Raw genomic sequence first — 26,221 nt, forward strand, 5'->3', positions numbered from 1 at the left:
CAGGTTATTTGGGAAGGCGCGTATCAAAGCATCATGGCGTGACAGATAGCCACAGATCTGCCTGTACGAGCAGCGCCTTCTGTAGATCCAGATCGTTCCATAAGCCCGGCAACGTCAAACGACTGCATTGCCAAATGTAAAGGGTGAAAGTGCGAGTCTTTCAACTTGCTGAAGGCACCTGAACACTGTGCTTACCGAGACCGACTTTCTGATATTTATAACTATCTAGTTTTAATCGTTATTTATGAGCAATTGTCGCAACAATAAATGACTCTAGAGTTACACAGGAGAGAGAATAGAATTATTTTGTAAGTACAGCAGTGTAGAAAAAATACCTTAGGGAATACAAATGTTTTTTAACTTATGCAGAGCGTAAGTATAAAGGAGTATTAAAATTAATGGCTTAGGTATTTAGTATGGCGTTAAATGAATAGGGTGTTTTTAAGTGCATGAATTTGATGGTTAAAATATGGTTTCTGTAGGTATCTGTATGTAATTTAAATAAATAATTATATTTGTCAAAGTGGCTGCAGATCTTCTAAGTTAATGGCTTACTCTCAGTTCTCCAATACAGAAACCTCACAAATAATGTCTTTATTATTGTTCTTTCACCCTGAATAGCCAATATGAATTGCTCTTCGCTTATAACTATAGGCGGGGTTATATCCGATTAATCTAAGTGAATTATGCTGGAGTATGGCCAATGAGAAGTTACGGGAAAAAATATACTGTCCTTATCCTGGAAGAGGTAACCAAGCAGGGGGTGGTAGGTAATGCCATCAGTCGCCTGATAGAGGAGCTGTCTGAAGCCGGTGCCAAGGTTTCTGTTGCCAGTTCTTATGACGACTGTTATTCCATTCTGAATGCCAATATCGCCGTTGACTGCTTAATGTTGACCTCGTCAATGAGTGGTTCACAGCAGGATGAGAATGAACACTTCTTTTCTCTAATCGAAAAACTTAACCAACGTCAGCAGAATGTGCCTGTGTTTCTGTTGGCGGAACGTAAAAAGATCACCCTGACGGTCAGCCGCGAGTTGATGGCCAATGTAGATGAATTTGCGTGGATTCTGGAAGATACCCCTGACTTCATTGCTGGTCGCGCTATGGCTGCGATGCAGAGATATCGAGAGCGTCAGCTGCCGCCGTTAATGTCTGCTTTTATGAAGTATGACGATGTCCATGAGTACTCCTGGGCTGCGCCAGGTCACCAGGGTGGTGTTGGCTTTACCAAGACACCGGCGGGGCAGCGTTTTTACAGCTATTACGGTGAAGGTCTGTTCCGTACCGATATGGGGATAGAGCGGGGTAATCTGGGCTCTATGTTGGATCACACCGGCGCTTTTGGTGACAGTGAACGTTACGCGGCCAAGGTATTTGGGGCTGATTCCTCCTACTCTTTGGTGACCGGAACTTCAGGCTCCAACCGAACCATCATGCAGATTTGTATGAAGGAAAACACTCTGGCCATCTGTGACAGAAACTGCCACAAGTCCATCGAGCAGGGCTTAATGCTGTCCGGGGCGTTGCCGGTTTATATGGTACCCACCCGTAACCGTTACGGGATTATTGGTCCCATCTACCCTGAACAGATGACCAAAGCTGCGCTGGAAGCCACGGCCAAAGCCAATGAGATGACCAAAAGTGAGGCGGGCAAGGTCGCGCCTTATGCTGTGCTGACCAACTGTACCTACGACGGCCTTTGTTACAACGCCAAGCGGGCGCAGGAGATCCTGTCTGAAAGCAGTAACCGTATTCACTTCGATGAAGCCTGGTATGGTTACGCTAGATTCAACCCGGTTTATGAAGATCACTTTGCGATGCGTGGTGAGCCGGATCCTGATTATGATGGCCCAACCATTTTTGCTACCCACTCAACTCATAAACTGTTGAATGCGCTCTCTCAAGCCTCCTTACTGCATATACGCCATGGTAAAGATGCCATTGATTTTCAACGGTTCAATCAAGCCTACATGATGCACGCTACTACCTCTCCGCTCTATGCGATTGCAGCCTCAAATGATATTGCTGTGTCGCAAATGGATGGTAACCGTGGTCTGTCACTGACCACAGAAGTGATACGTGAGGCTGTGGATTTCCGTCAGGCGATGGGGCGCCTGCACAAGGAGTATCAGGATGATAAAGACTGGTTCTTCAAGCCCTGGAACGCTGAGACGGTAACAGATCCCGCCACTGGAAAGACCTACCCGTTTGAAGAGGCGCCACCAGAGTTATTGGTGACTGATCAGGATTGTTGGAAGATGCACCCGGGTGATGCGTGGCACGGCTTTAAGGATATGCCGGCTGACTGGTGTATGTTGGATCCCATCAAGGTGAGTATTCTGGCTCCCGGTATGGGTGATGATGGCAATTTGCTGTCGAGCGGTGTGCCTGCCGCGCTGGTTACTCAATATTTGGGGCGTTTTGGCATTATTCCTACCCGTACCACAGACTTCCAGGTGATGTTCCTGTTCTCCATGGGGATCACCAAGGGTAAGTGGGCGACATTGGTAAATACCCTGCTGTCGTTCAAGAAGCACTATGATGCCAACACAGCGCTGGAGGATGTATTGCCTGATCTGGTTAATGGCAATCCTGAGACCTATGGCGGTATGGGGCTGAAGGACCTGGGTGACAAGATGTTCAATTACCTGAGAACCCACAATCCTTCAGAGAAGCTGAATGCGGCGTACTCCACGCTGCCACATGCCGATATTTCTCCCCGCTCAGCCTTCCAGGCCATTGTTGAAGATAACGTTGAGATGGTGCCCAGCCATAAACTGGCGGGCAGAGTGGCGGCCAACGCGGTTATCCCCTATCCACCGGGTATTCCCATGTTGATGTCTGGTGAGAACTTTGGTGATGACTCCAGCCCCCAGATTGGCTATCTCAAGAGTCTGGAGATTTGGGACAAGGAGTTCCCCGGATTCGAGCACGAAACTGAGGGGACAGAAGTGGAGGATGGCGTTTACCACGTCATGTGTGTGAAGCAGTAATCCCCTGTCACAAGGGCATTGCCCTGCCGAAGTGAGACCCGCCTATGCTGCGGGTCTCATTGCTTGTTTCATGGTACTTGCCACCAGTCTAATGACCGCGATCCAGGCTTCCTTTACCTCAGAATTAAACTCTTTTTCGCCAAGCTGACACTTGAGGCTGAATATCAGCGCATTGCCTACAGGGGTAAAGTGTTCTGGTTTGGCGCCATATTTAACATGTCGCTGAGCCAGATCATTCAACACAGGAACCAGAGAGTCCAGATCATTTAACCCCTCCACAGCGGCTTTGAGCATCACAATCAGTTTGCGTTGCTGGGATCTTAGATCTGAGCCGAACAGAGGTCGTACGCCTGGTGCTACTTCAAACAGGGTTTTGTAAAAATGCTCCGCCAATTGGTTAGCATGGGGAGCCACTTTCATAAAAGACTCCTGCACCAGGCGGATTTGATGTGCTGTTACGCTCACGGGGCTTCCTCAAGTAATGACACTCCAACTTTCAGCCTAGTTCAAACCCTATGATTCTTCCTGTAATCAGCTGCCGTCATTGGTAGTTCAATCTGGAAAAAATGGCGTAACACCGCTAAGTTAGCTTAAGTTGAACAAAAAGCGTTCATTTTGATGGGGCTGTCCCACCAAGTCATATTGCCAACAGGGAGTGCTGACATGAATATCAATCAATATCTTCAGGGGTTGCCGTGCTGGACAGAGCTGGCTGCCAGTGATGCGGTCGCCGCAAGGCGCTTTTATGAGTCTTTGCTCGGCTGGGAATTGGCGGATATTCCTCTGCCTGAGGGAGCTTATACCATGTACAGCTTCAATGGGCAGACACTGGGGGCCATGTATGAGGTGACCGAGGAGATGCATTTTATTGTGCCCGGTTGGAACCTCTACTTTGCGGTGGACGATCTGGATGCCGTGCTCAATACCCTGCAGGAGGGTGGTGCCATTATCCGGACCGGGCCACATCAGGTAGGTGAAGCGGGCCGTATGGCGATGATTTCAGATCTTGAAGGAGCATCATTCTGCCTTTGGGAGGCGGGAAATCATCATGGTGCAGCACAGTTTGGCGAGCTCAATACCCTGTGTTGGGTTGAGCTGGCCTGTCGACAGGATGCTGAAGCGCTGGCCTTTTACCAAAAAGCTTTGGGCTGGCAATCACGCCGGTTGGATATGGAAGGCATGCCCTACACTGAACTGGAGCAGGGCAATATCGCCTTTGGTGGCGTGATGCCTATGACCGAGGAGTGGGGTGATATTCCCAGTCACTGGATGTTATATTTCAGGGTTGAAGACTGTGACCAGATTGCCGCCAAAGCTCAGGAACTTGGCGGCGAGATTTGCGTTCCCCCCACAGAGATTGACGGTGTTGGCCGCTTCGCTGTGATCACTGACCCTCAAGGCGCGGTGTTCTCGGTTATAACCCTGAGTGACCCGGTTTAATCGCCAATTCTGAAGGTGCTTGGGCAGGAGCCGCGCTGTGCATTGGCTGCCTGCTTAAGCAGTTGCGGCAAAGGTGCGTCCAATGACACTGGCAGTTGCATTTGAACTTCAGTCAGAATGCCGCTGCGGCATTGTAGTTTGAGTTTACGGTGTGCTCCCTGACCGAAACTGCTATCGAATGCCTGTTGCCAGGCGCTGCGGGTGACCTTGCTGCCAATATTCCTGTCGATAAATTGCTGAACAAACTCAGACTGATTCAATTGATTGACCAGGGTGACTGATACTGCAAAGTACTCGTCGGCACTGTCGGTCATACAGGTGCCGTGTTTCCAGAATTCATGGCGCTGCAGACAGGTGCCATATTCGGCACTTGGCATCACCTCTTCCAGTGCGTCCCTGACATCTGCAGACATCTTCAACCTGGGGTAATCACAAAATGACTTTGGCTTACGACTGACTTGTCCACAATAGCCATATTTGGTACCGCATGATGCTTTGTTGGGCCATAGACCATGCAGGGTGAACTCACTGTGAGCGTCAGCCAGTGGATTGAGCGACAGTGCTCTGCACTCTCTCTTACTTTTGCCGCCCATGGCGCAGTATGCTGGCTGCCAGCTCAATGCCAGTACAAAACTGTCATGTTGATCCGGGGCGTTGCAACTGCCGCCACTGTGGCTTTTGCTAGCCTTTGCATTTTGTCCTTTTGGGGTGAACCCCTTTAGTTGCCCACAGCTGGTCGACAACCAACGCGCTGGTGAGCTGCTGGCACTGGTGTTAACTCTAACCCACTCGGGCGCCTGAGCCTGGCCAAGGTATTCTCTGATCTCCAAGCGCTGACCCGGTGCTGTCATCTGGTTGCCCGGGTTGGTTTTCTTGTTCTTTGACTGATACAGAGGGCAGGCTTTGTCTGCGATAAACTCGCCGGTTGCCGGCGCGGCCAGAACAGGCAAGCTGCAACACAGCAGCAATGCGGTAAATAAACGTCTCATCATTGACTTGGGATAGGGAAGAGTTGGCGAATTATAACAAAAGATATCAGTCGGATATTTGAGTTTAGTGCAGGCAAAAAAAAGCCGAACCCTGGAGTGGAGTTCAGCGACAAATTGATAAGTGGACTATCAAGTATGCTTGCGAGATGGAGCCAGTATGGATGCCTTCTGTTTCATTTATATTTCAAAAATTAACGGGATTGACGTGCCACAAGCCAAATCAGTCTTTAGGTTGAAGCTAAACAAAAGGCCACCCGTGTTGGGTGGCCTTTCTGTTACTGACTGTTACTTAGCTTTCTGCCGTATATCAGCAGATAAAGGGCCGGTAGCACAAACAGTGACAATATCGGCGCTGTCACCATGCCGCCAACCATAGGAGCCGCAATCTTTTGCATCACCTCATTACCGCTGCCAGAGCCCCACATAATGGGCAGCAGGCCGAAGAAGATGGTGGCAACTGTCATCGCCTTGGGGCGGATCCGCATCACAGCACCTTCAATCAGGGCATCCTTGAGATCGGCTTTGGTATTGAATCTGCCCTCAGCCTTGTGCTGCTTAATCGCGTTGTTGAGGTAGACCAACATCACCACACCAAACTCGGCGGCGACTCCGGCGAGGGCGATCATACCCACAGCAACAGCGACTGACAGGTTATAGTCCAGCAGATACAGCAGCCAGGTTGAGCCCACAAGCGCAAAAGGCAGACTCAGCATGATAACGCTGGCTTGGGCGGCTGAGCCAAAGGTCATCATCAGCAGCATAAATATCACCGCCAGCATCATGGGTACCACAGTCTTTAGCTTGGCTTCTACCCGCTGCATATACTCATACTGACCGGCAAAGCTGTAGCTGTATCTGGGAGGCAGTTGCAGCTGACTATTAAGGGCAGTTTTGGCCTGATCTATATACTCACCCACAGACATGCCTTTGATATCCACAAACACCCAGGAGATGAGTCGACCGTTCTCGCTTTTAAGCATGGGGGCGCCGTCGGTGATCTGCAGATCTGCCAGATTGGCCAGCGGCAGATAGTGGCCGGTTTTGGTAATGACGGGCAACTCTCTGAGCTTTTCCAGATTATCCCTGAGCTCTCTTGGGTAACGCAGGTTGATAGGGTAACGCTCAGCCCCCTGAATCGACTCACCTATCTTCATGCCGCCCACGGCGTGGCGCACCACATCCTGAATATCCGCCAGACTCATGCCATATCGGGAAGCCACCTCCAGCTTGGGAGTCACATCAATGTAGCGACCACCGCCAACCCTTTCAGCATAGGCTGATTGAGTGCCAGGCAGAGGTGCCAGAATCGCCTCAACTTCAGCGCCAATACGTTGCAACTCTTCCACGTCTGCACCTGTGATCTTAATGCCAACAGGAGTTTTAATGCCGGTTGAAAGCATATCGATCCGGGTTTTGATCGGCTGCACCCAGGCGTTGGTCATACCGGGCACTTTCACCGTTGCCTGCAACTGGTCGATGATCCCTTCCAGTGTCATGCCTTCCCGCCACTCATCCCGTGGCTTGAGCATAATGGTGGTTTCCAGCATGGTCAGTGGTGCCGGGTCGGTTGCGGTTTCTGCCCGACCGACTTTACCGAACACTCGTTCAACCTCTGGCACGGTTTTAATCAGGCGATCTGTCTGTTGCAGAATTTCCGCAGCTTTGCCCGCGCTGATCCCCGGGAGTGTAGTTGGCATGTAGAGCAGGTCACCCTCTTCCAGCTCGGGCATAAACTCTCTGCCCATCTGGGAGTAGGGGTACCAAGCACTGAACAAAGCGACCAGTGCCAGCACTACGGTAAATTTGGGAAAGCGCAGAACCAGCTTCAGTACGGGTTTATACAGGGCGATCAGTACCCGGCTGATAGGGTTGCTTTGTTCTGAAGGTATCTTGCCCCGGATAAAGTAGCCCATGAGTACCGGAACCAGAGTAATAGACAGCACTGCCGCAGCGGCCATGGCAAAGGTTTTGGTATAGGCCAGCGGCGTGAACAGGCGTCCTTCCTGAGCTTCCAGGGTAAACACGGGAATAAAACTCAGGGTAATAATCAACAGCGAGAAAAACAGCGCTGGCCCCACTTCCACCGATGCTTCAGAGACTATCTTCCAGTGCTCTTTGGTGTCAGGCTCACGTCCGTGCTGCTCTTTAAAGTGCTCAAGGTGTTTGTGCAGGTTCTCAATCATCACGATGGCGCCATCCACGACGGCACCGATGGCAATGGCGATACCACCCAGGCTCATGATGTTGGCATTGACCCCCATATGATTCATCACAATAAAGGCGATCAGAATCGATAACGGCAGGGTCACTACAGCCACCAGGGTCGAGCGGGCATGGAGCAGGAACAGCAGACACACCAGGCCCACAACCAGCATCTCTTCTACAACCTTGTTAAACAGGTTGTCGACGGAGTCCAGGATCAGTTGGGATCTGTCATAGGTAGTGACTATCTCCACCCCTTCAGGCAGGCCTGACTTAAGCTCGTCCAGTTTGGCCTTTACCGCATCGATTGTGCTCAGGGCATTTTCGCCATATCGCATCACCACAATGCCACCGACAACTTCGCCCACACCATCAAGTTCGGCGATGCCGCGGCGTGCAGCCGGACCTTTGCGTACAGTGGCGATATCTTTCAGCATGAGTGGCGTTCCGGATGGACTGGTCACACCCAGAGGGATATGGTCAAAGTCGGCCAGAGTCTGACGATAGCCCTTTGCCCGTACCATATATTCGGCTTCGGCCATCTCAACCACAGAGCCACCGGCTTCACTGTTAGCCTTGCTGATGGCATTTTTAACCGAGGCAATATCCAGCTTGTACAGCGCCAGTTTGTCCGGATCCAGCACTATCTGGTACGTCAGTTCCATGCCGCCAACGGTAGCCACTTCGGATACCCCGGCAACACTTTGAAGTTCCAGCTTGAGGTACCAGTCCTGCAGACTCTTGAGCTGTGACAAATCCAGTTTGCCGCTGCGGTCCACCAGGGCGTATTGGTATACCCAGCCCACCCCGGAGGCATCGGGTCCCAGTGCTGGCTGAACTCCGTCTGGTAAGCGGTTGGCGACCTGGCTCAGATATTCAAGCACCCGTGAGCGGGCCCAGTAGATATCAGTGCCATCTTCAAAAATTACATACACATAGGAGTCACCGAAGAAGGAGTAGCCCCTGACGGTTTTCGCTCCCGGCACTGCCAGCATGGCGGTGGACAGAGGGTAGGTGACCTGCTCTTCCACCAGTTGTGGTGCCTGACCCGGATAGCTGGTTTTGATAATCACCTGCACATCAGACAGATCCGGCAGGGCATCCAGTGGCGTTTTACGCAGCTCCAACAGACCCCAGGCGGCGATCATCACTGCCAGAATCAGCACCATAAAGCGCTGCTGCAGTGATGCTTCAATAATACGTTTCAACATAATGAGTCCCGCCCGTTAGTGCTGGTGGCCTGAGCTCAAACGCATCAGACTGCCTTTGAGGCTGGCTTCAGAGTCCAGCAGGAACTGACCGGATGTCACTACCAGCTCTCCCCCTTCAAGACCTTTGAGGATCTCAGCCTTGCCCTTGCTTTGCATGCCCACATCGACCTTGCGGGCGACAAAGCTGTTGTCGGACTGTTTGACGATCACCCGGTTTTCTTTACCCGTTTGGATCAGGGCTTCCTGTGGGATGGTCAAAGCTTTGCGTTTGGCACCGCCAAACAGGGCTATTTTCGCCAGTGTCTTGGGGCGCAGATCGGCACCGGGGTTGTCCAGTACGATACGGACTCTAAGGCTACGGGTCACAGGGTCCAGTTCGGGATAGATATAATCAACTCTGCCCTTGATATCCTGTAGTCCCATAGCGGGAACCGAAACTTCAGCTTCCTGGCCTATTTCCAGCCAGCTTTGTTCGTTTTCAAACACATCGGCAATGACCCATACCTTGGACAGATCCACCATGGAGAGGATCTCTGTCTGAGGTTGTATATACATGCCGTCGCGAACATTGAGCTTCTTCACCACGCCGTTTGATTGGGCATAGAAGGGCACCCGGTACTGGCTCTTGCCGGATTTGGCCAGTCGTTCTATCTGGGCTTTGCTCATGCCCAGCAGTTCCAGCCGCAGGCCGGCTTTGCGCACCAGCTCCTGATAGTTCTTGCTGTTCTTTGACTGAGTCAGCGTCTCCATTGCCAGCAGGTAGTCATCCTGAGCATTGACCAACTCTGGAGAGTAGAGTTCATACAGTAACTGGCCCTTTTTCACTTCTTCACCGGCGGCGCTGACCTGCAGCTTCTCTATCCAGCCGGTGACTCTGGCGTGCACATGTTCGATCTGGCTTTCGTCATAATCCACCTGACCCACTGTGCGAACATATTTCCACATGGTGCCGCGTTTAACCGCTTCAGTGCGCAGGGCCAACGCCTGCTGCATGCTGCCGGAAACATTGATCTCTATCTCCTGGGCATCAGCGGCCATGGTAACTGGCTCCAGATCCATGCCGCAGATAGGGCATGACGCTGGTTCATCACTGACGATTTGTGGATGCATAGGGCACACATATTTGATTTTGCCCTCACCCTGATGTGCAGCGCCGCCTTTGACCAGAGGCTCTGGCTGAGGGGTATTGAATACCTTGTCAGCGGCAGGAGTAGTACTCTGATTCTGGTGAGTAGCATGGTCATGGCCAGTGTGCTCTGCAGCCGAATGTGTCTCCTCCTCCTGCTCTTCATCCTTTACCAGGAACATCTTGCATATAGAGCAGCGGCCCGGCTCGTGGCTGGTCTCTTCCGGGTGCATGGGACAGTAGTAATGGTCGGCAGCTTTGGCTGTATCTGAACTGGAATCCGCCTCATCTTTTACTAGAAACATCTTGCAGATAGAGCAGCGACCTGGCTGGTCACTGGTTTCCTGCGGATGCATGGGACAGTAGTAATGAGCAGCTTCAGCCGTGGCCTCGGCTTTATGATTGTGTTCATGTTGCTGGGCAGCCACAGCATATACAGGAGAGAATGCCAAAGACAGCCCCAACAGGCAGGCACTGGCCTTACCCGAATGTTTGCTGCGTGCGGTTATTGCAGGTTTGATGATCTTCATAATTGATACCTCACTTCCACCCGGGATTAATGATGCTTGTGGTGCTTCATATGACCGTGGCCATGGCCTTTAGCGGTCGCTTCCAGGTCCATGCCACACTTAGGGCAGGAGTCGCCTTTTTCTCCGGTTACTTCAGGGTGCATAGGGCAGGCGTAGGCTGCCTTTGGCTCCAGGTCCATACCGCACTTGTGGCAGCTGTCACCGGCATGGCCTTCAACACCGGGGCACATAGGACAGTGGTGGGTTGCTGCCTTGGCTGCCGGTTCCAGGTCCATACCACACTTGGGGCAGGAGTCGCCTTTCTCGCCGGTTACTTCAAGGTGCATAGGACACTCATAGCCCTGATGAGCAGCATGATGGTCCATCGCCATGGAAGGCGCGGCAGAGAACAGAATAAAAGCGGTTAAAACCAGGTTGATCAGGGTCTTCATTATTATCACTCCATCGAGTCGATGGCCGTGTACTTCATATGGTGGCAGCGCATGTGCAGCTAACCCGCCAGAGAAAACGGCTTGAATTAATTACCAGTATTGAAATGTCCGGTGGTGTACCGGTTTCGCTCCCCGGCCTTAAACAACAGGCAGGGAATAGCAGCTTCAGGCGATTGGAGGCCGAAGTGCCATTGGTAAAGATATGGAGTGGAAGTGAGGTATATATGCGCTCAGCAATATGCCGTGAGGCAGCGCCTCGGGCCAATAGCTGTCGCTGAGCAGAGTGCCAGTCACTGAAATGCTTAAGCAATGGACACAGTCACCGCTACAGCTTCCCTGACCTTCGCAACAGGAGTTGCTGCTGGCCTGGATGTCTGTCGAGCAACAGTCCATCGCCGACATATCCATAGCGCTGTGGGGGGCACAATGCATGTCGTCCATCATCATGGCCTGATGACTGACCTGTTGATTCAAGTCCATCGTCTGAGCACCAAAAGCCACGCCTTGCACCAGAAGAGCAAGCATGGTCAGTAGTGACAGCAGTGGTGATTTGAATCTGTTAATCATAATCATTCCGGGTAATGGACGACCTGAGTCTATCACAAGATCAACATAGGGTGTTGATCTTGTTCACAGTTAAGATTACGAACGGGTCAGCAGTTGAGTCATCAACTGCGCCTGAGTATTGAGCTGCAACTGCTCATTACGGCCCGTGTCTGAGCTAACCAATACACGCGGCTGTTTTACATATTGTCTCGCGTCAGCCTCGGTTTTGAGCTCAGGCGTTGCCAGTTGCAAAACCTCATTGCGGGTAACTGTAACCTGGGTAAAAAGCGGAGCAGATTGCACCCAGGTTCCGGATGAACCGGCATTGGTGTAGTAACGGTCACTGAATCTTAGTTCCACCAGATGGGTGCCTTCAGCCAGGGTGGCAGGCAGGTTTTCAACGACCTTGCCATTGATGGATTCGATCATCAGGTTATCGCCAACGCTCAGGGTTGCGGCGTGAGCGCCCAGCGTGGCCAGTGACATAGTGATTGCAGTAAAAAAACGGATAGTTGATTTCATTATTATTCTCCAATAAAAGTTGCAATCGAATGGCGTAAAAGAAGGGGGAAATAGCCCTGCCATTTTCGATCTGCTGTTGAATCATAGTTAGTTAATTGTGTCTAAACAGTGATCTGCACCAAGAGTGCAGTGAACTAACTTTTAATTGGAGGGCGATTAATATCCGCAGGTAATCCGGTCATCGCGAGCTGATGAGGCTGGAGTATTCTGTCATTACCGGGAGATTCAGAACGAACTAATGGTTTATCTGTATTTAGCCATAGAGTTACGCAATGGTGACCACAATGTTCAGTTGCGGAGGGCTGACAGCATTCGTCTTCTTCAGCTGTGTGTGATCCTTTCAGTTCAGTGTGATGTGAACCTGAATTGGCATGATGAATCTGCTCAAGTGACGCGGCTGGCATAGCAAACACTGTGGCAATCAAAAATTGCCACAGTAGTACGATAAGTAGTAGCTGTTTGCCTGCGTTTTGTTTCATTGAAAAATGGTTTATCACCTGAGTTATGACTATGACAGGGGCTGTATGGAGAAAGTTTCATTTAAGCTCCAAAAAAACAGCCCTCTATCGGCTGCTGCTATTTGCCCTGTAGCAAATGGGTAACAATCTGTGACTGATTCATCAGCATTTGTCTTCCATCAGCGCGTTTATTCGACACCAGGTTCACCACAGGATCTTCTAAAAACTCCTGCGCTTCTTCCTCTGAATGCAGAGGATGGGTTTGCAGCATTACTGCCTCACCTTGCTCAATCTGGACTCTGGTAAACAGAGGTTCTGAGCGCACCCAGCCTGAGTCTTCCGCATTGATAACGTAAAAGTCGCTGAACTTAAGCGCTACCATATGAATCCCTTCTTTTAACTCTACTTCCTGGGCGTTAACCCGTTGTCCATTAATCGACTCTATCTTCAGGTTGTCGCCAACGCTTAAGCTTGCGCCCTGAACCTGTGAAGCCATTAATAAAAGGATGCTATATAAAACAATATGTTGTGCTTTCATTTGTTACTTCTCCACTCTGCGTAGATTGCAGTTGTTGCTGCTGGTATGTCAGCGTCCGTTCGGCTTGAGTGCCACAGCCCGATAATTGAGTGTGGACAGCGTGTCCGTTTTGTTCTCGGCCCGGAAATTGTGGCCGGCTTGTAAAACAAGACCAGAGGGAGCAGGTTGTCGTTTCAGAGGAGAGAAAACTTTTTACTGCGACTAATGAAATGTGAGCCGGATCACCAAGGTTGTGGAATATCGTCCAGATTGCTGATGATAAAATTATCGCATTGAGATCATTATAAATTCCTGATGTTTAAATTAGAGCACATGCTTGTGAATGTCATTGCAATGACAGCAGTAGGATCCAGATCTCATTTTTACACTAAGTTTGTATAAATTTTCGTTTATTGGCCTGGAGTCAATTTTCTGAAAATGTAAAACGCATACTATAAAAAAAAGAATTCTATAGTTTTCTAATTACTGAAAAAATCGGAGAAGAGTGATGAACTGGCGTGCACTTTTAAAGCCCAGCGCAAAATACTCAGTACTGGCCCTGCTGATCGTTGGTATCGTTGTCGGCGCGGTTGGCTTTTTTGCTACTCAACAGACCCTGCATGCAACCAGTACAGATGCTTTCTGTATGACTTGTCACGCTGGTCACTCACTGAAAGATGAAGTGCTGGAATCTCCACACGGCGCTAACAGTGCAGGTATCGTGGTTCAGTGTCAGCAGTGTCACATTGCGCAGGAACCATTCAACTACCTGGTTAAGAAAATCGTTGTGTCCAAAGACATCATCGGTTACCTGACTATTGATGGTTTTGAAACTCAGGAATGGTTGGAAGAAAACCGCAAAGAGCAGGCTGAACTGGCCCGCAACTACCTGCGTTCTATCGACTCTTCTACCTGTCAGAACTGTCACAACCGTATCTATGAAGATCCGTCTCCAGAAATGAAGAAGATGGCCGTAAGAATGCACGCCATGAACTTCAAGAAAGCACCTGAAGACAGAAAGACCTGTATCGACTGTCACAAAGGCGTGGCTCACCCATATCCAAAGAACTAATTTGGACCTTAGGGTACCCTGATACGAAAAACCCCTGCCAATTGGCGGGGGTTTTTGTTTTCAGGCTTCTGGTGATGCGCTCTGGCGAGTTTTGTTGTTTTACCGAACACGATAATCAATCACGGCGCCGAACGACTCCTAAAAAGCAGGATAGAGAAAGGATAAAAGTGCCCACTGCACTGCAGGCACTATCCATATTCAGTGATCAGGCGTTTTGCTGTTGCAGTTTTTGCATCAGTTTTTGACGATACTCCAGCAGGGCGAAAACCCCGAAACCGAACACCTTTAGAAAGTCTTTTTTGGTCAGTGTCATATATTGGCTGAACATGCCGTAAAACATGATTACCTGAATGCCGTGCATAAAGGCGGTGACCAGCAACAGGATATTCAGCGCCAGGCCTGTGTTGCCTTCAAATGGCATAAACAGGTTGTACACCATCACTGCCCAGGCAAAGCCAGTCATACATTTTCCCAGTAGCATCACGTATTTCATCTGTGTCTCTTATTCTTCTGTTGATTCGGGTTCGAAGCGATACAGGCGATAGCACACCTGGCCTGCGGTTTTCTCTTTCAGCTGGTGCCAATCAGCTGGGATAGGCAAGGCCTGTAACTCTGATTCGGTTTCCACATAGATAAGCGCATCAGGTTTCAGCCAGTTGTGAGCCGCCAGTGCTTTGATGCTGTTCTCTGCCAGCCCTTTTCTGAACGGCGGATCGATAAAGATGATATCGAAACCCTCGCCTGAAGCTGGGTCCTGACGTGCAGCCTGTCCCTTTGGCCCCTGTGCCAGCAGATGCAGGCTGTCACCGGCAACCACATCGGCATGTTCACATTTCAGGGTTTTCAGGTTGTTCTGCAGTTGCACCACGGCACTTTTTTGCAGCTCAAAAACTCTGGCATAGGCAGCATAACGAGACAAAGCTTCCATCGCCAATGCGCCACTGCCACCAAAGCAGTCCAACACACGGGCACCAGACAGTTCGCCACTCAGCCAGTTAAACAGCGTCTCTCTGACTCTGTCTGTTGTCGGGCGTAAGCCCTCAAGATCCTGGATCGGCAAACGGCGGGAACGCCACTGTCCTGCAATGATTCTTACCTGGCCACTGCCTGGTCGATTTCTGGCCATCATGCCCCCGTGATTTTGCCTGAAGAAAGAAAGTGGTAGACTATGCAGCCTCCTGCCCAGCCGGCAATTTGACCTCGACAAAAACGGGTCTGCAGCTGGTTTAAGGGGCGCTATTTTACATGAACTGAGGGTGGCGGGGGAGTCCCTGTGGCCCTTGGTTTGGCTGTTTAATCCGGAGAATGGCAACTTGAGCCGTTTCCGCGTTAGGCAGCGCAATCACTGAATTACAACTCCTTGAGTATTGGTAGCACACATGGCAAAGAAAGGTTTTTTTTCCTGGTTCCGCAGAGATAAATCAAAAGAAGAAGACAAAGCTGCGGAGCTTGCTGCACAGCAGGCTGCTGAGGAAGCTGCCCGTCTGAAGGCAGAGGAAGAGGCTGCGCGCCAGGAAGCTGAGGCAGAAGCCCAGCGCCAGGCCGAAGAAGAGGCACGTCTGGCGGCTGAAGCCGAAGCTCAACGTCAGGCAGAAGAAGCGGCACGTTTGGCAGCTGAAGCAGAAGCCCGGCGTCAGGCTGAAGAAGCGGCACGTTTGCAAGCTGAGGCCGAAGCTCAACGTCAGGCTGAAGAAGCTGCACGTTTGCAAGCTGAGGCAGAAGCCCAGCGTCAGGCTGAAGAAGCGGCACGCTTGCAAGTGGAGGCAGAAGCTCATCGCCAGGCCGAAGAAGCTGCACGTTTGGCAGCAGAGGCAGAAGCCTTGAAGGCTGAAGAAGCCGCCAGACTGCAAGCGGAAATAGCGGCTGAGCAGTCACGTTTGGAGGCTGAAGAGCAGGCTCGTATTGAAGCTGAACGGCAGCAGGCGTTAGCTGCCGAAGCTGCACGTATCGAGCAGGAGCGCATTGAAGCTCAGGCTCGTGAAATGGCAGAAGCAGAAGCTCGCCGCCAGGCTGAAGAAGCTGCACGTCTGCAGGCTGAGGCAGAAGCTCAGCGTCAGGCCGAAGAAGCGGCACGTTTAGAGGCTGAAGCAGAAGCCCAGCGTCAGGCAGAAGAAGCAGCACGTTTGCAGGCTGAAGTGGAAGCCCAGCGTCAGGCCGAAGAAGCGGCACGTTTAGAGGCTGAAGCGGAAGCCCAGCGTCAGGCCGAAGAAGCTGCGCGTTTGGCCGCTGAAGCGGAAGCTCAGCGTCAGGCAGAAGAAGCGGCACGTTTAGAGGCTGAAGCAGAAACTCAGCGTCAGGTTGAAGAGGAAGCAGCCCGCCAGCAAGCGGAGCAGGCAGAAGTTCAGCCAGAACCGCAGGAAAAGCCGGTTAAAGAGGGCTTCTTTGCCCGCTTGAAACGTGGCCTGATGCGCACCAGTGAGAACATCGGCAGTGGCTTCGCCAGCCTGTTCCGTGGCAAGAAGATCGATGACGATCTGTTTGAGGAGCTGGAAGAGCAACTGCTGATCGCCGATGTGGGCGTGGAAACTACCACCAAGCTGATCAATAACCTGACTGACCATGCCAGCCGTAAGCAGTTAAAAGATGCAGAAGCCCTGTATGAACTGCTGCGTAAAGAGATGCATGACACTATCGAACCTGTGGATGTGCCTTTGGTGCCGGACAATGCCAATGGCCCGTTTGTGATCCTTATGGTGGGGGTAAATGGTGTGGGTAAGACAACCACCATTGGCAAACTGGCCAAGCAATATCAGCGTGAAGGCAAGTCTGTCATGTTGGCTGCCGGTGACACCTTCCGTGCTGCTGCAGTGGAGCAGCTGCAGGTCTGGGGTCAGCGTAATGATATCCCTGTGATTGCCCAGCACACAGGTGCAGACAGTGCCTCAGTACTGTTTGACGCGCTGCAAGCTGCAAAAGCCCGTAACGTTGATGTTTTGATTGCAGATACCGCCGGTCGTCTTCAGAACAAGAGCCATCTGATGGAAGAGCTGAAGAAGGTGGTCAGGGTAATGAAGAAGCTGGATCCGGATGCACCACACGAAGTGATGCTGACTCTGGACGCCAGCACAGGCCAGAACGCCATCAGTCAGGCACAGCTGTTCCAGGAAGCGGTTGGCGTGACAGGTATCAGTATCACCAAGCTGGATGGTACGGCCAAAGGCGGGGTGATCTTTGCGATTGCCGATAAGTTTGGTATTCCTATTCGTTATATCGGTGTGGGTGAGCAGATTGATGATCTGCGTCAGTTCAACGCCAAAGACTTTATCGACGCGCTATTCAGCCACGACAAGGAACAGTAACAAAGCCATGATTCGCTTTGAGCAGGTAAGCAAGGTCTACCCGGGTGGGCAGAAAGCGCTGACAGATGTCAGTTTTCACCTCAAGCAGGGAGAAATGGCATTTTTAACCGGTCACTCAGGGGCCGGTAAGAGTACCCTGCTCAAACTCATGACTGTGATTGAGCGGCCAAGTGCCGGCAAAGTGTGGATTAATGGCCACAATATTGCTGACATCAGCCGCAACCAGGTGCCCTATCTGCGCCGTCATATCGGCATGATCTTCCAGAACCACCATCTGTTGATGGACAAGAGCGTATTTGACAACGTGGCTTTGCCATTGGTTATCGAAGGCTTTTCTCTGGGGGAGATTCGCAAGCGGGTGGATGGTGCGCTGGATATGGTTGGCCTGTATGGTAAAGACAAGCACTCGCCTGTCATGCTGTCCGGCGGTGAGCAGCAACGTGTGGGTATCGCCCGCGCGATTGTGAACAAGCCTCCCTTGCTGCTGGCGGATGAGCCAACAGGTAACCTGGATCCCAAGCTCTCCATGGATATTCTGCGTTTGTTTGAAACCTTCAACGATGCGGGTACCAGTGTGCTTATCGCCACCCACGATCTGGGGCTGATTGCCCGGATGAAGTACCGAACTCTGACACTCAAGCAGGGTCGTATGTTGGGTGCCAATGAACTGGAGCCGGCTGGACCGGGATATTGAGGATACAGGGATGAGCCAGCCGCAACTCAATCGCAGTAAGCTGCCATTTACCGGCAGAATCGTGATGTTCTTTATCCGTCATATCCAGCAGGCGATGGCGAGTATGGGAGAGCTTTGGCGCAACCCTGTCTCGTCCATTATGACCATGGCCGTATTGGGAGTGAGCCTCAGCTTACCGGCCGCCCTGCAGGTACTGGTGAAGAATGCCGAATCCATTACCCGCAGCTGGGAAAGCGCCGCGCAAATTTCCCTGTTTATTGATGAGGGACGCAGCGAACAGGCGATTCAAAGTCTGATCACTCGCATCAAGGTGTTCCCGGAAGTCGCTGATGTCAGTTACGTCAGCCGGGATCAGGCGCTGGAAGAGTTTCAGACCCTGTCCGGCTTTGGTGATGCTCTCTCTTATCTGGATCGTAATCCACTGCCTGCGGTAGTGATGGTTACCCCGACCAACCGATACTCCAGCCCTGAAGGAGCAAGGGAACTGCTGCAAAAACTGCAGCAACAGCCTGAAGTCAGCTTTGGCCGACTGGATATCGAGTGGCTGGAACGTTTACAGGCGGTAGTGAGTTTATTGGAGCGTACTGTCTCAGCCGTGGCTGCTCTGCTGATATTGGCCGTAGTGCTGATTATTGGTAACACCATACGACTGGCGATTATGAACCGTCGTACCGAAATTGAAGTCATGAAACTGGTGGGGGCTACCGAGGGCTTTATTCAGCGTCCCTTCCTTTATACCGGTATCTGGTACGGTGTGATTGGCGGTGTGCTGGCCTGGATTATTATCAACTTGCTGGTCTGGTATCTGGACGGTGCGCTTGCGGAACTCCTCGGGCTGTATGGCAGTCAGATGTCCATGCAAGCGCTGTCGTTTAATGAGTTACTGCAGTTGGTGGGGGTTGCATCCTTCCTGGGATGGCTGGGCTCATATATTTCGGTTCGCCAGCATTTAAGAGCGATTGAGCCCCAGTAACAACTGCTTACCAAATGCTGTCTTGTCAGCTGGTGTGCTGACAGCGTGAAGATGCGGATGAACTTTGGTTTACACAGAGCAGATGTGGTGCCGGTGAAGTTGACAGCGGCCACTAATTCAACGATAGTTCAGCTGCATGAATTGTTGCAAAAAGCATCAATTGGCAGGCTCTAGCGAGCTTGGGCTGGTCTAACTTAGCCTAAAACAACGATTTTTTTACAGGAGCGTGAATGACTGAACAAACGCAATCAATGGCACTGATGGTTCCTCAGGGGAGCGCCAGTCTCGATGCTTATATCCAATCGGTAAACAGTATTCCTGTTCTCGATGCCGAGGAAGAGTATCGTTTCGCCAAGCGTTTGCAGGAAACAGGTGACCTGCAGGCGGCAAAGATGTTGATTATGTCCCACCTGAGATTCGTTGTGCATGTAGCCAAAGGTTACTCAGGTTATGGACTGCCACAGGCCGATTTGATTCAGGAAGGTAATATCGGCCTGATGAAGGCGGTAAAGCGTTTCGACCCTGAAGTGGGTGTACGTCTGGTCTCATTTGCCGTGCATTGGATTAAAGCTGAAATCCACGAATACGTGCTGAAAAACTGGCGTATTGTTAAAGTCGCGACCACCAAGGCGCAGCGCAAGCTATTCTTCAACCTGCGTAAAGCCAAGAAGCGCCTGGGTTGGTTTACCGACGATGAAGTGTCCATGGTGGCCGAAAACCTCGGCGTGTCCAAACAGGATGTCACCGAGATGGAATCCCGTATGTCGGCTCAGGATCCCGCGTTTGATCTGGCCAGTGACAATGATGATGATTCCAATGACTTCGCCCCGGCACTGTATCTGGAAGACCACTCTTCTGATATCGCAGCCCAGGTCGAGAATGACAACTGGGAAAACGACTCTCAGACTCGTCTGTTGTCTGCTATCAAGACACTGGATGAGCGCAGTCAGTATATTCTGCAGACCCGCTGGCTGGACGAAAACAAGGCCACATTGCAGGAACTGGCAGATAAATATCAGGTGTCAGCTGAGCGAATTCGTCAGCTGGAGAAGAACGCCATGAACAAGCTGAAACAGCAGCTGTGTCTGGAATCTTTCTGATAACCTCTATTTAAAACAAAGCCCGCTGATGCGGGCTTTGTTGTTTCTGGCGTCTGCTGTCGTATTACCTGTATATACAAGTTACGACTGAATGAGAATTTGGGGCTATTCAGCCAGGTTAAACTGAGCCCTGACCGCCGCAATAACCTGTTTGCGGTTTACCTTAAGTCCGGTTGGCTGCTCTTGCTCAGGCCAGGGGAAGCAGGCTCTGGGGCGTTTAAATCTGGCAATCTGCTCAGCCACAAACTCATCCAGCTTATGCTGATCCGGTAACTCCCCCTTGATAACAGCCACAGGCAAGCAGCCAAACTCCTGATCAGCCACTGGGAACACCAGGGCATCCTCTACACCGGGGAAGCGTTTCAGTACAGCTTCTACCTCTTCCGGCTGCAGATTTTCGCCGCCGCACACAAACATATTGTCGCTGCGCCCTGTGATATGCAGATTACCCTTGTTATCCCAATAGCCCCTGTCCCGGGTGCAGAACCAGCCATCTTGGTCTATTGACAACTGGAGCTGTTCACCAGCTTCGCCTTGTTTGTCTGTGGTTAAGTAGCCGCAGAACAGGGTATCGCCTTTAACCCAAATCTCGCCGTTGCGGATCTCCAGCTCCCGGCCTGGCAGCAACTTACCACTACTGCCATCTCCCAGCGCTTTACCAGTAGTTATCTGGGAAGCCATCTCAGTCATGCCATAACTGGTGAATGCCGGGATCCCCATGTCGGCCAGCTTGTCGAGCAAAGGCTGGGGAATGGCGCCGCCACCCAGCAACAGGGTTTTGCTGTACTGCAGACTGCCGCTGTGGTGCTGCAGCAGGCGCTGCAATTGAGTCGACACCAGGGACACATGAGTGACCTTGTTGGTTATCAATTGCTGGGGTAGAGATTGGCCCTCGGTGGCAAACACCACGCAGGCTGTGGCCAGCGCGCAACGATTGAATATCGCCAGTCCACCTATATGAAACAGGGGTAATGAGGCCAGCCATCTGTCGCCGCTGTTGAGCGAGATCAGCGAGGCCGAACCCTTAGCACTGGCGATGTGCTGACTCAGGCAGTGGACGGCGGCCTTCGGCGTACCGCTGGAGCCTGAAGTGAAGATGATATTGGCCCGGGTATCCGGATCTATTTGAGGAACAGTCTCAGCAGGCGGTAGTTCACTTTTTGCACTGAAATTTAAGTCAGTCAGTGGTTCTGGTGAAAGTGTGTGTTTACTTTCCGTGCTGTCCAGAAGCTTGCTGTCATCACTCCACAGATGGCGAATATTGTACTGCTGTAGCAAAGCCAATATCTGGGTCTGAGGAAATTTTGGCGAGATGGGGCAGAACAGCAAGCCCAGATCGATACACGCCCAATAGAGCATCAGCGCTTCCGGCCTGTTACTGCAAATAACCCCAAGTTTGTCGCCAGTTGTTAACCCCTTCTCGGTCAGCTGTTGCCCCAGCGCAAGTACATGCTCACTCAGTTGCTGATAACTCAGCTCCAGCTCACCACACTTAATCGCCAGTGAGTCAGGGGCTGTCAGGGCTGCCAGATGCAGTGGCGACACCTTGTTGGGCAAAGTGGTGGGCACAGTGCTGACCATCAGGCGTTCCACTCCCGTACCAGCGTCAGATCAGCCTGTAGCAGCGTGGGCTTATCTGCCAGAGGCTCAATCAAGCCCTGGGTAAAGGCAGACAGAGTGTCGACTCCCGGAGATTCCTGTGGCGTCAGCCAGGCGGCAATCCGACCAATATCGGCGATTCCCTGTGAGCTTTCCAACGCGCTGCTCAGAATACAGCGCACCCCATGGGAGTCGGCCGTGAGTATCAACTCACTCAGACGATAGAGGCTGCCGATTAGCATGGGTTTGAGCACCAGCGCAGTCAGTCCCTCTGTGGCGGCGAATTCATAGTCCGGATCGTTCAGGGTTTCGTCCAGCGCGTAAAGTAAGCCTGTGGCTTGATAAACAGCGGGATTGTCCGCCGGATCGGCGCAAGGCTCTTCAATATACTCGATGGCATCCAGTGGTAAACAGGCGCAGAAATCTATCGCCTGCTCCAGACTGAATGCCCGATTGGCATCCAGACGCAGTTTGAGTCTGGGATTGGCGGCCAGGATTTGATGAATCAGCTCAATCTCCTGCGCCATCGGCAGTTGTCCCACCTTCACTTTAACGCTGTGCAGCTGTGGCGGCAGAGCTGAGACTCTGGCTCTGACCTCAGCACCAACGGCTTGAATATCCTGACTGGCCGTTTCTTTATCGAAGTAGACCAGAGGAATCTCCACCTGTGGAATCCTCACCTCCGGCAGTTGCGCTGTCAGCTTGGCTGCCAGCAGGCTAAGGCCCAGCGCGGCACTGGGAAAGGGGCTCTCATCTGCCAGTTGCAGCAGTTGTTGATAACTCTGTCCCGGCAAGGATGCCAGTTTACTTTGCAGATAGTCAGTTACCTGCTGCAGAGACTCGCGGCTGAAGCCAGTCAGGGGATTTGCGTCAACATCCACGCCTGACAGGGGCGCGATCTCACTGTGGAAGGTCTCGCCCATCTGATTGCTGATACTCAGCAGCAAGCCCTGTCTGTTGTCTATGCGGGCCGCGCCGACGGGCAAGCTGGGCTGCAAAGGGATTTGATAACGGTATAGCGAGACTGTGCTGATCCGTTGCGCCTCTGTTGGTTCATGCCCCGATTGCTGAGGTTGAACTTCATGCTGTGCGCCATGGGTGGCATCCATTGTCATTCTTATCTGCTCCATGATGGCATCGGCGAGCAGCGCGGGCTGCTCAATATGAACATTGTGGCCTGCGTCCCTGATGTTTAGTTTGCATAGCCTGCTTTGGCTGGCCCAGCTGTCGGCGAGGGCGGAGAATTTAGTGTCTCTCTCTCCGGCAAAAAACCAAACCGGACAACCAAGCCTGGTGGGCAACTGCCACATATCCTGTTGCAGCGCCAGAGAGGTGGCCCGGTAGCAATTCACCAGAGCCTGAGGGTTTGCATGGCGACGTTTGGCTACCAGAGCCTGTCTTTGACTGTCAGAGAGGTCGGCAAACACAGGTTGTTGATACCAGTCCTGAAGTACCTCTTCCAGTTGACTACTCTCCAGTCGATTAGCCCAGGCGTTATCATTGATGGCCCTGGCATCTTTCTCCTGCTGAGTCAGCAAACCCGGATGACAGGATTCCAGCATCAGAGCTTTGAGTCGGGTGGGAGCAGTTTGATTCAGGCGGTTGGCCAAATGCAGCGCCACCCGGCCCCCAAGGGAATAACCCAGCAGAGAAAACTCATGAATGCCGTGGCTGTCCAGCGTGCTGATAATCAGATCGGCACAGGTATCGAAACCCGGCGTCGGCAGCCTGAATTGCTCGCTGTTGCCATGACCGGGAAGATCAACACACAGGCAGTGAAAGTCAGGTGTCAGCAAAGGCAGCAAGGGTTGCCAGTCATCGGCATTGCCCAGAAAGCCATGAAGCAGCACCAGAGCCGGCAGCGAAGGATCGCCATGTCGACTCAGCGCCAGTCCTGACCCGGTTGCCGTCAGCTCTTTGCTCACAGGCCCTGTCTCACCAGTTGACCGATAGCCGCGATCTGGTCGCTGGCTTGATTTGAGCTGACAACGACTTCAATCACTGTGGTGCCCTTGTGTTGCAACGCTTGCAGGTAGGTCTGTTTAAACTCATCGGCATCAGTGGGCCTGTGGTAAGGCAGACCAAACATAGTGGCGGCCCCCTCAAAACTCAGACCATGGCTGAGACGATAGTACTGGCTGCGCAGCGCCTCATTGGGAACCGGCAGCAGGTTAAAGATATTGCCGCCATCATTGTTGAGAATAACCAATATAAATGGCCCGCTTGCAGTGCGGGCAATCGCCATGGAGTTCAGATCATGGAGCTGGCTCAGGTCACCAATCACCAAAGTGATTGGCTGATCCTCATGGGCTGCTACGCCGCAGGCCGTTGCCAACAGACCGTCAATACCCGACGCGCCCCGGTTGGTGTAAGTTACACTGGTGTCGCCTTCAGCGCTAGGGGCAAACATATCAAACATTCTGACCGGCAGACTGTTACCGATAAACAGCTGATGGGCCGGGGCTCTGGCTATGGTTCTAATCACCAGGGCTTCGCCAAACTCACCCAAATCTATCTGTTGCTGCAGCAGTTGCTCCAGAGCCTGATTATGTTGGCTCAGTGCATTAGCCCACTGCCGGTGGCTGGATTCAGGCCACTGAAGGCCCGCAAACTGTGCCAGTGGTGCGGTGAACAGCTGCTTGCTGTTATGGCTTGGGTCCAGTCGCTCCTGACGGAACAGCAGTTGCCAGTAAGCACTCCACTTATGGTTGGCCAGATAGCTGATCAAGCGCTTTGACAGTAAACGCCCACCAACCACCAATACTCTATCGGCTTCATCCAATAAAGCTCTGGCGTTGGGCTCCTGCAGCAGTTGGTCTATATGCCCTATCGCTTGGGGATGCTGGCGCAGCTGACACTGAGCATCGGTCAGCAGTGGCCAGCCCAGCTTTTGGCTTAGGGCCAGCAGCTCTGCGGGATCCTGTTCGGGTGACAGAGTGCCCGCCACAATCACCCCTTTACCCCTGACAAACTCCTGTAGTTGATGGTCAGCAGGCAGGCTGGAGGGCTGACAGGTTGCAACCCGGCACCATGGCTGGTCATCTTGCTGCCAGTCATTCAGCGGCGCGAGATAGTCGGTAAAGGTGTCGGTGTGAGCTTCATTGGGATATAGGGGCTCGCGATACATACAGTTGATATGCAGCGGCTGAAACTGGTTGCTGACGGCATCATCAATGGCGCTCAGTAAGGCCTGTGGCGCGATGGCGATATCCGGCGTTGGCAGATTCATCTGTTTGGCATAACCGGCGAAAATCGCGGGCTGCACAATGGCCTGATTGGCACCGCAGTCTAGCAACTCAGGCGGACGGTCACCGGACAGAACAATCAAGGGCACATGGGTCAACCAGGCCTCAACAATTGCAGGATACAGGTTAGCCACCGCGGTACCTGAAGTGGTGATAATGGCAACCGGCGCACGACTGGCTTTGGCCAGCCCCAGCGCCAGAAAACCCAGACCGCGCTCATCGAAATGCAGATGTTGTTTGAGCTTTTGCTGTCTGGCGGCAGCCAGTGTCAGTGGGGTTGAACGTGAACCCGGTGCCATGCATACGTGCTTAACACCCAGACGGGCCAGTTCTTCCAGTATCAAGGCGCCCCAAAGCAGATTGAGCTCGGCGATTTGATGGGTTTGCATAGGTCTGTACCATATCTATCGAACTGCCTTGCGCCCAAGCGTAATGACAGTAAAAAGAGTTGCTTGAGATTCTAACTTAAACTTGGGAGTTTTTGCTTACGGCAAAAAAGAAAAAAGGCCCGTACGTGATGAAGCGTACGAACCTTGCAGGGAAATTGTTCTGACTAATTGGTCAGTTGTTCATAGTGTTCCATATCCATCATGCCAGCCAGATCCTGAGGTGCGTTGTGGCAACTGCCACAGTCCTTTTGGAGGTTGGCCATACTCGGCAATACTGGCGGCAAGTCCTTACCGTCTTTCCAGCGGTGGCAGTCGACGCAAACCACAGCATCAATATGGTGTTCTGTCTCTATCCATACATGGGCCGGTGTTACCTGCCACTTCTCATCATGACACTCGCTGCAGTCATCCAGGGCCCAGGCCTGGGGAAGCCACAACAGACACACTAAGACAATCCATTTCATGAGCGAACCTCCGGTGTTGGAACTGGCGGGATAATAGCCAACTTCTAAAAAAAAGAAATGTGATATCGCTCAGTTTGTGAACGCCGACTTTTATTTCAGAATTCTATAATTAAATTTTTAAGAGGCCGCTTTTGTTTCACAACATTTTAATTTTATAAATTGAAATTCAGAGCTATATTAGCGCCCAAAATATATAACTATAAGACGCTTGGTAGTGGAGATGTTGGATCAGGAAATCAGGGCATTCTTTGTCTTTAAATCGATATATGAAACCGGCAGCGCCCGACTCGTTGCCGAAATGTATGATATTTCGCAATCAAAAGTAAGCCGTTATTTATCTGGTTTACGAGATTTATACGCGGATACTTTATTTATTCGTAAAAAAACCGGTTTTGTTCCTACTGCCCGGGCGCACCAGC

At 51.8% G+C, this 26,221-nt stretch carries 21 protein-coding genes and 2 pseudogenes; 8 read left to right on the forward strand and 15 right to left on the reverse strand.

Going from position 1 to position 26,221, the window contains the following annotated elements:
• The first annotated feature begins 703 nt into the window (after positions 1-703).
• The gene (adiA, locus tag L2725_RS15655) at positions 704-2,995 is read left to right on the forward strand and encodes an arginine decarboxylase (protein WP_249249782.1); all 2,292 of its coding nucleotides are present in this window, start codon (positions 704-706) and stop codon (positions 2,993-2,995) included.
• Between the two features lie 42 nt (positions 2,996-3,037).
• Here adiA and L2725_RS15660 read toward each other — a convergent pair whose 3' ends face one another.
• A complete protein-coding gene (locus L2725_RS15660) occupies positions 3,038-3,460 on the reverse strand; it encodes a globin family protein (protein ID WP_249249783.1) in 423 nt (140 codons plus the stop codon).
• Positions 3,461-3,658: 198 nt separating this feature from the next.
• On the opposite strand from L2725_RS15660, the gene L2725_RS15665 reads away from it, so the two are divergent.
• Positions 3,659-4,435 (forward strand): VOC family protein, encoded by a 777-nt coding sequence (locus L2725_RS15665; RefSeq protein WP_249249784.1) that lies wholly within the window; start codon positions 3,659-3,661, stop codon positions 4,433-4,435.
• Here the strand turns inward: L2725_RS15665 and L2725_RS15670 are convergent.
• From L2725_RS15670 to L2725_RS15700, 7 genes are all read right to left on the reverse strand, one after another.
• Entirely contained in the window at positions 4,432-5,427 is a 996-nt protein-coding gene (locus L2725_RS15670; RefSeq protein WP_249249785.1) for a ribonuclease T2 family protein, read from the reverse strand. The two genes, L2725_RS15665 and L2725_RS15670, sit on opposite strands and share 4 nt — an antisense overlap.
• A gap of 272 nt (positions 5,428-5,699) precedes the next feature.
• Positions 5,700-8,837: an efflux RND transporter permease subunit gene (locus L2725_RS15675; protein WP_249249786.1), complete on the reverse strand. Its 3,138-nt coding sequence runs from the start codon at positions 8,835-8,837 to the stop codon at positions 5,700-5,702.
• A 15-nt stretch (positions 8,838-8,852) separates the two neighbouring features.
• Positions 8,853-10,493 carry an efflux RND transporter periplasmic adaptor subunit gene (locus L2725_RS15680; protein ID WP_249249787.1) on the reverse strand — a complete coding sequence of 547 codons (1,641 nt, stop codon included), beginning with the start codon at positions 10,491-10,493 and terminating at the stop codon, positions 8,853-8,855.
• A 26-nt stretch (positions 10,494-10,519) separates the two neighbouring features.
• Positions 10,520-10,924, reverse strand: coding sequence for a heavy metal-binding domain-containing protein (locus L2725_RS15685; RefSeq protein ID WP_249249788.1), 405 nt, complete (start codon positions 10,922-10,924; stop codon positions 10,520-10,522).
• Positions 10,925-11,089: 165 nt separating this feature from the next.
• A complete protein-coding gene (locus tag L2725_RS15690; protein ID WP_249249789.1) occupies positions 11,090-11,491 on the reverse strand; it encodes a hypothetical protein in 402 nt (133 codons plus the stop codon).
• 75 nt (positions 11,492-11,566) lie between these two features.
• Positions 11,567-11,992: a DUF2057 family protein gene (locus L2725_RS15695; protein WP_249249790.1), complete on the reverse strand. Its 426-nt coding sequence runs from the start codon at positions 11,990-11,992 to the stop codon at positions 11,567-11,569.
• A gap of 576 nt (positions 11,993-12,568) precedes the next feature.
• The gene (locus tag L2725_RS15700; protein WP_249249791.1) at positions 12,569-12,988 is read right to left on the reverse strand and encodes a DUF2057 family protein; all 420 of its coding nucleotides are present in this window, start codon (positions 12,986-12,988) and stop codon (positions 12,569-12,571) included.
• Positions 12,989-13,475: 487 nt separating this feature from the next.
• On the opposite strand from L2725_RS15700, the gene L2725_RS15705 reads away from it, so the two are divergent.
• A complete protein-coding gene (locus tag L2725_RS15705) occupies positions 13,476-14,039 on the forward strand; it encodes a NapC/NirT family cytochrome c (protein WP_115136447.1) in 564 nt (187 codons plus the stop codon).
• Between the two features lie 205 nt (positions 14,040-14,244).
• Here the strand turns inward: L2725_RS15705 and L2725_RS15710 are convergent, their stop codons facing one another.
• Positions 14,245-14,532: a DUF1145 domain-containing protein gene (locus L2725_RS15710; protein WP_115136446.1), complete on the reverse strand. Its 288-nt coding sequence runs from the start codon at positions 14,530-14,532 to the stop codon at positions 14,245-14,247.
• 9 nt (positions 14,533-14,541) lie between these two features.
• The gene (gene rsmD / locus L2725_RS15715; RefSeq protein ID WP_249249792.1) at positions 14,542-15,165 is read right to left on the reverse strand and encodes a 16S rRNA (guanine(966)-N(2))-methyltransferase RsmD; all 624 of its coding nucleotides are present in this window, start codon (positions 15,163-15,165) and stop codon (positions 14,542-14,544) included.
• A 253-nt stretch (positions 15,166-15,418) separates the two neighbouring features.
• On the opposite strand from rsmD, the gene ftsY reads away from it, so the two are divergent.
• The 4 genes from ftsY (at position 15,419) to rpoH (ending at position 20,105) form a co-directional block, all read left to right on the forward strand.
• Positions 15,419-17,338 carry a signal recognition particle-docking protein FtsY gene (ftsY, locus tag L2725_RS15720; RefSeq protein WP_249249793.1) on the forward strand — a complete coding sequence of 640 codons (1,920 nt, stop codon included), beginning with the start codon at positions 15,419-15,421 and terminating at the stop codon, positions 17,336-17,338.
• Between the two features lie 7 nt (positions 17,339-17,345).
• Positions 17,346-18,032 (forward strand): cell division ATP-binding protein FtsE, encoded by a 687-nt coding sequence (gene ftsE, locus L2725_RS15725; RefSeq protein ID WP_115136444.1) that lies wholly within the window; start codon positions 17,346-17,348, stop codon positions 18,030-18,032.
• A 10-nt stretch (positions 18,033-18,042) separates the two neighbouring features.
• Positions 18,043-19,005 (forward strand): permease-like cell division protein FtsX, encoded by a 963-nt coding sequence (gene ftsX / locus L2725_RS15730; protein ID WP_249249794.1) that lies wholly within the window; start codon positions 18,043-18,045, stop codon positions 19,003-19,005.
• Between the two features lie 230 nt (positions 19,006-19,235).
• Positions 19,236-20,105 carry an RNA polymerase sigma factor RpoH gene (rpoH, locus tag L2725_RS15735; RefSeq protein ID WP_248936922.1) on the forward strand — a complete coding sequence of 290 codons (870 nt, stop codon included), beginning with the start codon at positions 19,236-19,238 and terminating at the stop codon, positions 20,103-20,105.
• 105 nt (positions 20,106-20,210) lie between these two features.
• Here the strand turns inward: rpoH and menE are convergent, their stop codons facing one another.
• The 5 genes and pseudogenes from menE to L2725_RS15755 all read right to left on the reverse strand — a co-directional run bounded on the left by menE (position 20,211) and on the right by L2725_RS15755 (position 25,802).
• Positions 20,211-21,686, reverse strand: coding sequence for an o-succinylbenzoate--CoA ligase (gene menE, locus L2725_RS15740; protein WP_249249910.1), 1,476 nt, complete (start codon positions 21,684-21,686; stop codon positions 20,211-20,213).
• Positions 21,686-22,738: an o-succinylbenzoate synthase gene (gene menC, locus L2725_RS23355; RefSeq protein WP_428985297.1), complete on the reverse strand. Its 1,053-nt coding sequence runs from the start codon at positions 22,736-22,738 to the stop codon at positions 21,686-21,688. The genes menE and menC overlap by 1 nt, the downstream gene beginning before the upstream one ends.
• Positions 22,739-22,840: 102 nt before the next feature.
• Positions 22,841-23,629: pseudogene (gene menH, locus L2725_RS23360) on the reverse strand (2-succinyl-6-hydroxy-2,4-cyclohexadiene-1-carboxylate synthase); the annotation flags it as partial.
• Complete coding sequence (gene menD, locus L2725_RS15750; RefSeq protein ID WP_249249796.1) at positions 23,626-25,338, reverse strand: 2-succinyl-5-enolpyruvyl-6-hydroxy-3-cyclohexene-1-carboxylic-acid synthase; 1,713 nt, start codon at positions 25,336-25,338, stop codon at positions 23,626-23,628. The gene menD and the pseudogene menH, both read right to left, overlap by 4 nt.
• A 164-nt stretch (positions 25,339-25,502) precedes the next feature.
• Positions 25,503-25,802, reverse strand: a complete 300-nt coding sequence (locus L2725_RS15755; RefSeq protein WP_115136440.1) for a cytochrome c3 family protein — start codon at positions 25,800-25,802, stop codon at positions 25,503-25,505.
• Between the two features lie 220 nt (positions 25,803-26,022).
• Between L2725_RS15755 and L2725_RS23365 the strand changes: the two are divergent.
• A pseudogene (locus L2725_RS23365) lies at positions 26,023-26,202 on the forward strand (helix-turn-helix domain-containing protein); the annotation flags it as partial.
• Between the last annotated feature and the right edge of the window lie 19 nt (positions 26,203-26,221).

It is taken from the genome of Shewanella corallii (assembly GCF_023349125.1).
GTDB classification, from domain to species: domain Bacteria; phylum Pseudomonadota; class Gammaproteobacteria; order Enterobacterales; family Shewanellaceae; genus Shewanella; species Shewanella corallii.

Excerpts from the sequence above, each read along its gene's own strand:
- adiA (WP_249249782.1), top strand. The coding sequence starts at position 704 with ATGAGAAGTTACGGGAAAAAATATACTGTCCTTATCCTGGAAGAGGTA.
- L2725_RS15665 (WP_249249784.1), top strand. The coding sequence starts at position 3,659 with ATGAATATCAATCAATATCTTCAGGGGTTGCCGTGCTGGACAGAGCTG.
- L2725_RS15670 (WP_249249785.1), bottom strand. The coding sequence starts at position 5,427 with ATGATGAGACGTTTATTTACCGCATTGCTGCTGTGTTGCAGCTTGCCT.
- L2725_RS15675 (WP_249249786.1), bottom strand. The coding sequence starts at position 8,837 with ATGTTGAAACGTATTATTGAAGCATCACTGCAGCAGCGCTTTATGGTG.
- L2725_RS15680 (WP_249249787.1), bottom strand. The coding sequence starts at position 10,493 with ATGAAGATCATCAAACCTGCAATAACCGCACGCAGCAAACATTCGGGT.
- L2725_RS15685 (WP_249249788.1), bottom strand. The coding sequence starts at position 10,924 with ATGAAGACCCTGATCAACCTGGTTTTAACCGCTTTTATTCTGTTCTCT.
- L2725_RS15690 (WP_249249789.1), bottom strand. The coding sequence starts at position 11,491 with ATGATTAACAGATTCAAATCACCACTGCTGTCACTACTGACCATGCTT.
- L2725_RS15695 (WP_249249790.1), bottom strand. The coding sequence starts at position 11,992 with ATGAAATCAACTATCCGTTTTTTTACTGCAATCACTATGTCACTGGCC.
- L2725_RS15700 (WP_249249791.1), bottom strand. The coding sequence starts at position 12,988 with ATGAAAGCACAACATATTGTTTTATATAGCATCCTTTTATTAATGGCT.
- L2725_RS15705 (WP_115136447.1), top strand. The coding sequence starts at position 13,476 with ATGAACTGGCGTGCACTTTTAAAGCCCAGCGCAAAATACTCAGTACTG.
- L2725_RS15710 (WP_115136446.1), bottom strand. The coding sequence starts at position 14,532 with ATGAAATACGTGATGCTACTGGGAAAATGTATGACTGGCTTTGCCTGG.
- rsmD (WP_249249792.1), bottom strand. The coding sequence starts at position 15,165 with ATGGCCAGAAATCGACCAGGCAGTGGCCAGGTAAGAATCATTGCAGGA.
- ftsY (WP_249249793.1), top strand. The coding sequence starts at position 15,419 with ATGGCAAAGAAAGGTTTTTTTTCCTGGTTCCGCAGAGATAAATCAAAA.
- ftsE (WP_115136444.1), top strand. The coding sequence starts at position 17,346 with ATGATTCGCTTTGAGCAGGTAAGCAAGGTCTACCCGGGTGGGCAGAAA.
- ftsX (WP_249249794.1), top strand. The coding sequence starts at position 18,043 with ATGAGCCAGCCGCAACTCAATCGCAGTAAGCTGCCATTTACCGGCAGA.
- rpoH (WP_248936922.1), top strand. The coding sequence starts at position 19,236 with ATGACTGAACAAACGCAATCAATGGCACTGATGGTTCCTCAGGGGAGC.
- menE (WP_249249910.1), bottom strand. The coding sequence starts at position 21,686 with ATGGTCAGCACTGTGCCCACCACTTTGCCCAACAAGGTGTCGCCACTG.
- menD (WP_249249796.1), bottom strand. The coding sequence starts at position 25,338 with ATGCAAACCCATCAAATCGCCGAGCTCAATCTGCTTTGGGGCGCCTTG.
- L2725_RS15755 (WP_115136440.1), bottom strand. The coding sequence starts at position 25,802 with ATGAAATGGATTGTCTTAGTGTGTCTGTTGTGGCTTCCCCAGGCCTGG.